At 67.6% G+C, this 8321-nt stretch carries 6 protein-coding genes; 5 read left to right on the top strand and 1 reads right to left on the bottom strand.

The annotated features are described in order from the left end of the window. Nucleotides 1–70: 70 nt before the first annotated feature. From FFS20_RS10020 to FFS20_RS10005, 4 genes are all read left to right on the top strand, one after another. On the top strand, nt 71–1099 hold the full coding sequence (locus FFS20_RS10020; RefSeq protein ID WP_137825701.1) for a dipeptidase: 1029 nt from the start codon (nt 71–73) through the stop codon (nt 1097–1099). Beyond that, nucleotides 1096–1908, top strand: a complete 813-nt coding sequence (locus tag FFS20_RS10015) for a type 1 glutamine amidotransferase (RefSeq protein ID WP_137825700.1) — start codon at nt 1096–1098, stop codon at nt 1906–1908. Before FFS20_RS10020 ends, FFS20_RS10015 begins: the two co-directional genes overlap by 4 nt. A gap of 42 nt (nt 1909–1950) precedes the next feature. After that, complete coding sequence (locus FFS20_RS10010; RefSeq protein ID WP_137825699.1) at nt 1951–3381, top strand: APC family permease; 1431 nt, start codon at nt 1951–1953, stop codon at nt 3379–3381. A 241-nt stretch (nt 3382–3622) separates the two neighbouring features. Beyond that, nucleotides 3623–4018, top strand: coding sequence for a universal stress protein (locus tag FFS20_RS10005; RefSeq protein WP_137825698.1), 396 nt, complete (start codon nt 3623–3625; stop codon nt 4016–4018). Between the two features lie 245 nt (nt 4019–4263). Here FFS20_RS10005 and FFS20_RS18110 read toward each other — a convergent pair whose 3' ends face one another. After that, nucleotides 4264–5532: an NAD(P)/FAD-dependent oxidoreductase gene (locus FFS20_RS18110; RefSeq protein ID WP_212743321.1), complete on the bottom strand. Its 1269-nt coding sequence runs from the start codon at nt 5530–5532 to the stop codon at nt 4264–4266. Nucleotides 5533–5814: 282 nt separating this feature from the next. Between FFS20_RS18110 and FFS20_RS09990 the strand changes: the two genes are divergently transcribed. After that, nucleotides 5815–8169 carry an HNH endonuclease signature motif containing protein gene (locus tag FFS20_RS09990; RefSeq protein ID WP_171007046.1) on the top strand — a complete coding sequence of 785 codons (2355 nt, stop codon included), beginning with the start codon at nt 5815–5817 and terminating at the stop codon, nt 8167–8169. The last annotated feature ends 152 nt before the right edge of the window (nt 8170–8321 follow it).

Here is an 8321-nt window from a genome sequence, read left to right as displayed (position 1 = left end):
ACCCAGCACTGCCCCCCAACCCCGCGACAACCTCGGCGAGGATGACCGTCCCCGCCGCGAAAGGACACAGATGAGCATCGACGTCTTCGACGGACACAACGACCTCGCGTGGTGGCTGCGGGAGGAGCGCGACTACAGCGTCGAGGGGCTCAACGACCCGCAGATCTCGCCGTTCACGACGATGGATCAGCTGCGGGACGGTCACGTCGCCGCGCAGTTCTGGTCGGTGTACGTCCATTCGTCGATCACCGGGGCCGACGCCGTCGTCGCGACGTGGGAGCAGATCGATGCGGTCCGCCGCTTCGTCGCCGCGTACCCCGAGCGCCTGAAGCTCACCCGCACCGCCGCCGAGGTGGCCGCCGCTCGGGATGCCGGCCGCGTCGCCTCGCTCATGGGAGTCGAGGGCGGCCAGCAGATCGACGAATCACTGGCGATGCTCCGCAGCTACGCCCGTGCGGGTGCGAGGTACATGACGCTGACGTGGTCGACGACGCATTCGTGGGCGGACTCGGCGACCGACGAACCCCAGCATGACGGCCTCACCGCCTTCGGCCGCGAGGTCGTCGCGGAGATGAACCGGATCGGCATGATCGTCGACCTCTCCCACGTCGCGCCGAGCGTCATGCACCAGTCCCTCGACCTCACCACGCTGCCGGTGATCTTCAGCCATTCGTGCGCCCGCGGCCTCAACCCGCACCCGCGCAACATCCCCGACGACGTCCTCGACCGTCTGCCGGGCAACGGGGGAGTGGCAATGATGACGTTCGTCCCGTCGTTCGTCTCGCGCGAACGCTGGGACTGGGCGGAAGCCGGCGAGAACGGGGCCGCCCCCGAGGTGACCGTGGCCGATGTCGCCGACCACTGCGACTACGTGCGCGAGCGGATCGGTATCGACCACGTCGGGCTCGGCGGGGACATCTGCGGCGTCGATGAGCTGCCGATCGGACTCGGCGATGCCGGCCAGTACCCGAACCTCTTCGCCGAACTCTCCCGCCGAGGCTGGTCGGAGTCCGACCTGCGCAAGCTCGGCTTCGACAACGTCATGCGCGTCCTCGAGGCGCACGAGGACGCGTACGTGTCGTTCCTGGGGGAGTCATGACGGGGGCTGGGGCAACCGCCGGGGCGGCAGCCGACGTCAGTGCGACCTCCGAGGCTGGGGCGGGCACCGCTTCCAATCCCCCTGCGACGGCGCCACCCGCGCCCCGGGTCCTCGTCATCGTCAACGACGTCGACTCCCCACCGGGGAAGTTCGCCGACTGGCTCGCCGAGGCGGGCATCGACGTCGACGTCCGCACCGCCCCTGAGACCGGGGTGCCCGCACCGACCGAGCTCGACCGCTTCGACGGCCTCATCCTCCTCGGCGGCGGACTCATGCCCGACGAGACCGACCGCGCTCCCTGGCTGCGCGGCGAGGCCGACCTCGTCCGCCGCGCACTCGACCAGGGCCTCCCGCAGTTGGGCTTCTGCCTCGGCGGGCAGCTCATCGCCCACGTCGCCGGCGGGACCGTGCAGGCGCAGTCGGGAACCCCGGAGAAGGGGTACACGTGGATCGACCTCACCGAGGCGGCCGCCGAGGATCCCGTGTTCTCCGCGGTGTCCGCGCGGCCGTCGTTCCTCGAGAGCCACGTCGATCGGATCGTCGACCTCCCCGCCGAGGCACAGCTGCTCGCGACGAGCCCGGCGTGTCGCATCCAGGCCTTCCGCGTCGGGCGGGCGTGGGGCACGCAGTTCCATCCCGAGGCGACCGCGCAGAATATCTCGCGGTGGGACGAGGAGAAGCTGGCCAAACTGGGGTTTAATAAGGACACACTCGAAAGAGAGGCCGAGGAGCGTGAGGGGGACAGCCTCGTCGAAGCGAAGAGGCTCTTCACAGCGTTCCTCACCGTGGTCCGTGACCAGCGCGGGTGACCGACTGCGGACTGAGCGCCTCGAGACGACTACGGAGGAATCGTGAGTCACAGCGAGACAGCGTCAGCGGACACCTCGAAGGACGGTGAGCAGCCGGAGACCCTGAAGCGGGTGATGGGGCCCAAGCTCCTTCTCCTCTTCATCGTCGGAGACATCCTCGGCACGGGCGTCTACGCGCTCACCGGCAAGGTCGCCGGTCAGGTGGGCGGAGCCGGCTGGGCGCCGGTCCTCCTCGCCTTCGCCGTCGCCCTCATCACGGCCTGCTCGTACATGGAGCTCGTCACGAAGTACCCGCGCGCCGCCGGTGCCGCGCTCTATGCGCACAAGGCGTTCGGTATCCACTTCATCACGTTCCTCGTCGCGTTCGCGGTGCTCAGCTCGGGCATCACCTCGGCGTCGACGGCGTCGAACGTCTTCGCCGCGAACATGGTCGCCGGCTTCGGCTGGGACATCTCGGGCACCGGGGTGATGTGGATTGCGCTCGGATTCCTCGCTCTCGTCGCCGCGATCAATCTGCGCGGCGTGTCCGAGAGCGTGTGGTTCAACGTCGTCCTCACCCTCATCGAACTCACCGGCCTGCTGCTCGTCATCGTCGTCGGCTTCTTCGCCCTCGGCTCCGGCAATGCCGACTTCTCCCGGGTCGTCATCTTCGAGACCGCCGAGGACAAGAGCGTGTTCCTCGCGATCACCGGAGCCACCGCGCTCGCCTTCTTCTCGATGGTCGGCTTCGAGGACTCGGTCAACATGGTCGAGGAGACGAAGGATCCGCGGATCTTCCCGAAGATCATGCTCACGGGCCTGTCGATCACCGGCGTCATCTACGTCCTCGTCTCGATCGTCGCCGTGGCGGCCGTCCCGATCGGTCAGCTCGCCGCGAGTGAGACCCCGCTGCTCGACGTCGTGCGGGCCGGTGCCCCGGGGATTCCGATCGATGCGATCTTCCCATTCATGACGATGTTCGCCGTGGCGAACTCGGCGCTCATCAACATGCTCATGGCCAGCCGCCTCCTCTACGGCATGGCGAAGCAGAACGTGCTGCCGCCGGTGTTCGCGAAGGTGCTGAAGAACCGCCGTTCGCCGTGGGTGTCGATCATCTTCACGACCCTCATCGCGTTCGCCCTCATCATCGCCGTGACCAGCATCCTGCCCGAGACCGTCACCGCCTCCCTCGGCGGCACGACATCGCTGCTGCTCCTCGCCGTCTTCGCCGTCGTCAACGTCGCGGTGCTCATCCTGCGCCGCCAGCCGGTCGATCACGAGCACTTCCGATCGCCGACGTTCCTCCCCTGGCTCGGCGTCTTCACGTGCGCGTTCCTCGTCGGACCGTGGGCGCGACTCGACGATCTCATCCAGTATCAGATCGCTGTGGCGCTCATCGGCATCGGCGTGGTCCTCTGGGCGATCACCTGGCTGTGGAACCGCTCCGTCAAGGGCCGCAGCACCCGCTTCCGCCACCCGGACGACCTCACGTGATGGCCGTGCCGTCCCGGGTGTCCCGGATGTCCCGGCGGGGGAGCGTCGTCCCGCTCGGTCGGCGTCGTGCGGAAGTGCTCCGACCGCCTCGGCGAGATCGTGCGGAGGAGCTGCGACCGCCTCGGCGAGGTCGTGCGGAGGAGTTCCGACCGCCTCGGCGAGGCACGACCGAACCCGCCCCACCCACCATGCTCACGTCCGCCCCGACCGGGCGGCAGCGAACCGAATGCGAAGGTGAACCATGACCATCATCGTCGGCTACGTCAATACCCCGGACGGGCGCGCGGCCCTCGACACCGCGATCGCGGAGGCGAAGAAGCACGACAGCAGCGTCATCGTCGTCAACGCCTCCCGGCCGGTCGTGCGGCGGGACTCCCACCGCCTCGGTGAGAAGGAGATCGCCGAGGTGGAGTCCATCCTCGCCGAGGCGGGGGTGACCGGGGAGATCCGGGCTCCCGGCAATGAGCTCGACCCGGCGGAGCAGATCATCGCCACCGCCGCCGAGGTGGGGGCTCAGCTCGTCGTGCTCGGCACCCGCAAGCGCACCCCGGTGGGCAAGTTCCTCCTGGGATCGACGGTCCAGAAGGTCATCATCGACGCCGTGTGCCCCGTGCTCTGCGTCAAGGCGGAGTACTGAGCTCAGTGCTGAGCGCTGGGTTGCGGGCTGGGTTGCGCGCTTGGTTGCGGGCTGGGTGATGAGCTGAGCGCTGGGCTGGGTGCCTGGGTGCGCGCTGGGTTGCGGGCTGAGCAGGGTGCTGGGTTGCGTGCTGAGGTGCGCGTTGGGTTGCGCGCGGAGCTGGGTGCTGGGTTGCGCGCTGGGGTGCGCGCGGAGCTGAGCTGAGCTGTGTGCCCGTCGGATGAAGTTGGGCCCGGTGCAGTGGCTCAGCCGGCGAGGGCGCTCTGGATGAGTTCGTAGTTGATCATCGCGCCGGCGCGCACGCCGCTGGCCGCGCTCGCTCCGAGCATCGCGGACATGTCCGCAACGTTCCCGACGGCCCACACACCGGGGATGTCGGTGCGACCCGTCGGGTCCGCGGTGATCGATGATCCCATGCCGCTCGGGTCCTCGACGACGCTGCCGCCGAGCTGAGCGAAGACCTCGCCGTTGGCGCGGAAGAACGGGCCGACGACCAGCGCGTCGAGGGTGATTGCGGAAGCAATGAGCACCGAGGCGGTGTCGTCGGATGCGGCGGCTCCGTGTTCGGGAGCGGCGGTGACGTAAGACGCGGTGACTCCGGCTGCGGTGGTGTCTGAAACGGCGCTGTCGTCAGATGCGGTGGCGTGACTGGGAGCGCCGGCGACTTCAGATGCGGTGGCGTGACTTCGACCATCGCTCGGCCGGTTGATACTCGAGGCACCGGCGGCAGACCTCAGGGTCACTTCGGTGCCTGACTCGTTCCTGTGCACTGCGTCGATCTGCGCATCGACGAAGGCGATGCCGAGGGCGTCGAGCATTGCCGCCTGCTCGGGCGTCGGGTTCGGTGCAGCGTGCCTGATGAAGGTCACCCGGTCGCTGAGCTGGGAGAACATCATCGCCTGGTGGTACGACAGGGCCGTGGTGCCGATGATGCCGATGCTCTGCCCGCGCACCTCGTAGCCGTGGCAGTAGGGGCAGTGGAGGACGGTGTCTCCCCATCCCTCGGCAAGGCCGGGAATCTCCGGGAGCTCATCGGTGATGCCGGTGGCGATGACGACGTGCTGCGCCGTGACCCGTGTGCCGGCTGTCGTGTCGAGGATGAAGCGGTGAGCGGGTGCCGCCTCGGTGGGTGCCGCTTCGGCGGGGGCGCTGTGCGTACCGGTCACTGTGGGTGCCGCTTCGGCGGGGGAGTGCCCACCGGTCGGGGCATTCTCCTGGTGGGGAGGGGCCGCCTCGGTGTCGGTGGACTGCGCGCCGGTCACGGTGGCGTCGATGAACGTGACCCCGTAGCCCTCGGCCTCCTGTCGACCCTTCGCGACGAGATCGAGCGGGTTGATGCCCTCGTGTCCGAGAACATTGTGGGCATGGGCGCTTGTGCGGTTGCGCGGTGAACCGGCGTCGATGACGACGACCCGGCGCAGGGAGCGAGCGAGAGCGATCGCCGTGGCGAGGCCGGCGGCACCACCTCCGACGATGGCGACGTCGGCGGTGATGGTCTGGGTGGCTGGGGTCATGACGGTTCCCTCGCTTCTGGATTCGGACAGTGCAGAGATGGGTGGACAGGGACCAGTGTGCTCGGAGGCAGTCGCGACTGCAATCAGGTTTGCGATAATTGCAATAACTGCTCTGTTCTCGGCGGTTTCCCGAGGTGAGGAAGTCGAGGAGAGCGCTGAGAAGGTGAATTCAAACTAGGGAAAAGTATCTAAAAAATTCGTACATCACTATTCACTGCTCGCATCTGTGGGTGTAAGATGGATCACACAGGAACCACAGGACGACGGACGGACCTCGAGGACATGACCCTCACCCCGGATCGCAGTCGCGATCAACGGAGCGCACGCCGCAAGCGGATGTCGCGCCGCTCGCGTGCGGCCGGAGGTCGGGTTCCGAACGGCAGCCGTCAGCGGAAGCTCGACAGGCGGCGGTCGAGCGGCGATGTTCCCGATGCCGGGGCCGGCCCGGACGCATGGTGGATTCCGGCCGAATGCTCAGACTGGGATGAATCGTCCGCCCACCGGCAGAACGATCTCATCGAGCGGCAGCGTGATGTCCTCGGCGGGCTGGGGCCCGCTCCCGGCAACGGGGAAGTCGGGTTGGGATTCGCCAGCTCGATCTCCGACCGGACCATGCACGACAGGGTGTCCGGGCCGCCTGCCGAACCCCGCGACCCCTTCCCCGACGAGGCTGGGGCGTCCGACCTTGAGCATGTCGGCGCTGATGACGACGCCGATTCCGATTCCAGCCCCCAGGGTGTCAGCACTGATTCCCGCTCCCAACATGTCAGCACCGCTGCCGACGCCCGTGCAGGCAGCGCAGACAACTCGAGCGACGCCGCGGCCCAGGGCCATAGTCATCCCGAGGTGGGTGAGGAAGATCAGGTCGAAGTCACAGCGGACAATGCGCAGGAGACCGTCTCGCCGGTCCACCCTCTGCTCAACGACGAAGCGTGGGCTGACCTCTCGTCGCTCGCACCGGAGATGACCGGAAGCATCGAGGGTCTGCGCACGCTCGTCGACGAACTGGAGTGCTTCGCGCGACCGATGGGTCCCGATGAGGCGATCGCGATGCTCGACGGCATCGAGACGATCAACCGCCTCGCCGAAGCGCTCTCGGTCGTCACTCTCTCCGTGTTCCAGCGGGTCGGGGCTCCACGGGACTACGGCGCGAAGACGACGAAGGACCTCGTGCGGGATCGCTGCGGGGTGTCCTCGCGAGAAGCCGCACGGCGCGTCGATCTGGCTGACAACCTGGGCAAGCGGGTGACCACCTCAGGGGAATCGCTCGAACCCGTCAATCCGGCGATCGCGGAGGGATTGCGCTCCGGTCGGCTGTCGACGGTGCAAGCCGGTCTGATCACCCGCTTCATCGGAGAGCTTCCGCGCTCGGTCACCGAGGCGCAACGACTCGAGGCGGAGAGCATCCTCGTCGACAAGGCACCGGCCGTGCACGTCAAGGACATCAGGATCCTATTCGACGAGATCCTCAAATGGCTTGATCCCGACGGCGAACTGCCCAAGGACGACACTCCGCGAGAGGACTTCGCCGTCCATCTGCGCGCCCGCAAGGACGGAACCTGGGACCTCCGGGGTCGCTTGGATGCCGTGGTCGGTGGGATCATGCACGGATTGCTCACCTCACGCATGCAGTCCGAGTCCGAGAGCGGCACCGACTCGTGCTCCGACGGTACTCAGTCAGTCGATGACGAGGAGCCGGGCACAAGTGTGCAGCCAGCCGGTGACGACGCGGGTTTGAGCACCGATGACGAAGCGCGTCACGGCGGTGAGGTCGGCAGCAGCGGTGATCCGAGCGCCGACGACGCGGCCGCCGGCAGCGGTGATCCGGCCGGCAACGGTGACCTGAGGAGCAACAGCGATCCGAGCGCCGATGATGCGGCGGACGACGTCGTCCAACTGTTCTCCGAGGTGCTCTGCGGTGACCGTTACGATGCCGTCGATCCGACTCCCCAGCAGCTTCCCGTCGCGTCGGCCCAGAGTTCGCGTGCCGCGGATGTCCCTGCGGGGTACGGAATGCGCGACGACGGCATCCCCGTGCCCATGGTCGGTGCCCAGCCGTCCGTGCGCAATCGGATCTACGAGCGGTTCGCGACGATCATCGGTCGCATCGAAATGGACCGCGTCGGTGCAGGCGCACCGTTCGCGCTCGTCGTCACCGCCAAGGCCGAAGACATCGCCCAAGGAAGGGGCCGTGCGACGACGGGAGCCGCTGAGAGCTTCCCCATCGACACCGCCGTCCGCGAAGGACTCAACAAGACCGTCTTCTTCCACCTCATGAGCGAGAAAGGCCGGACGGTCAGCGTTGAGACCGAGAACCGGTATGCGAACAAGAGCCAGCTCGCGATCCTCACCGCACGCGACAAGGGTTGCACATTCCCCGGCTGTGAGACCCCGCCGGGCTGGTGCGAAGCGCACCATATCGTGCCGTTCTCCGAGGGCGGCAAGACCAACATCAACAACCTCACCCTGGCGTGCAGCTACCACCACCATCTCATCGACCGAACCGATTGGGAGACGATCACGCTCTTCGACGGCAGGGCCGCCTGGGTGCCGCCGGCGACCATCGACCCAGCGCGACGGCCGATCCTCCACACCCGCTTCATCGCCGACGACATCGCCGATACCCTCTTCGGATAGCAGCGCAATCGAGGCTTGAGGGGACGAGTGTGCCCTCGCCTCGGGCTGACGACTCGCGGGCAGACGACCCTCGGGCACGGCGATCGATCCTGGTCAGCGCCGTGTGTGAGCCAGGTCATGGAATGATCGCCTCAAGGCGACTGTTGGCCTGA

It is taken from the genome of Brevibacterium sp. 2SA, from assembly GCF_005502845.1.
Taxonomy (GTDB): Bacteria; Actinomycetota; Actinomycetes; order Actinomycetales; family Brevibacteriaceae; genus Brevibacterium.
The sequence above is the reverse complement of the archived record's forward strand: the minus strand, read 5'-3'. Positions and strand labels throughout refer to the sequence as shown.

Coding starts and splice junctions, on each gene's coding strand:
- FFS20_RS10015 (WP_137825700.1), top strand. CDS start 1,096: ATGACGGGGGCTGGGGCAACCGCCGGGGCGGCAGCCGACGTCAGTGCG.
- FFS20_RS18110 (WP_212743321.1), bottom strand. CDS start 5,532: ATGACCCCAGCCACCCAGACCATCACCGCCGACGTCGCCATCGTCGGA.
- FFS20_RS09990 (WP_171007046.1), top strand. CDS start 5,815: ATGACCCTCACCCCGGATCGCAGTCGCGATCAACGGAGCGCACGCCGC.
- FFS20_RS10005 (WP_137825698.1), top strand. CDS start 3,623: ATGACCATCATCGTCGGCTACGTCAATACCCCGGACGGGCGCGCGGCC.
- FFS20_RS10020 (WP_137825701.1), top strand. CDS start 71: ATGAGCATCGACGTCTTCGACGGACACAACGACCTCGCGTGGTGGCTG.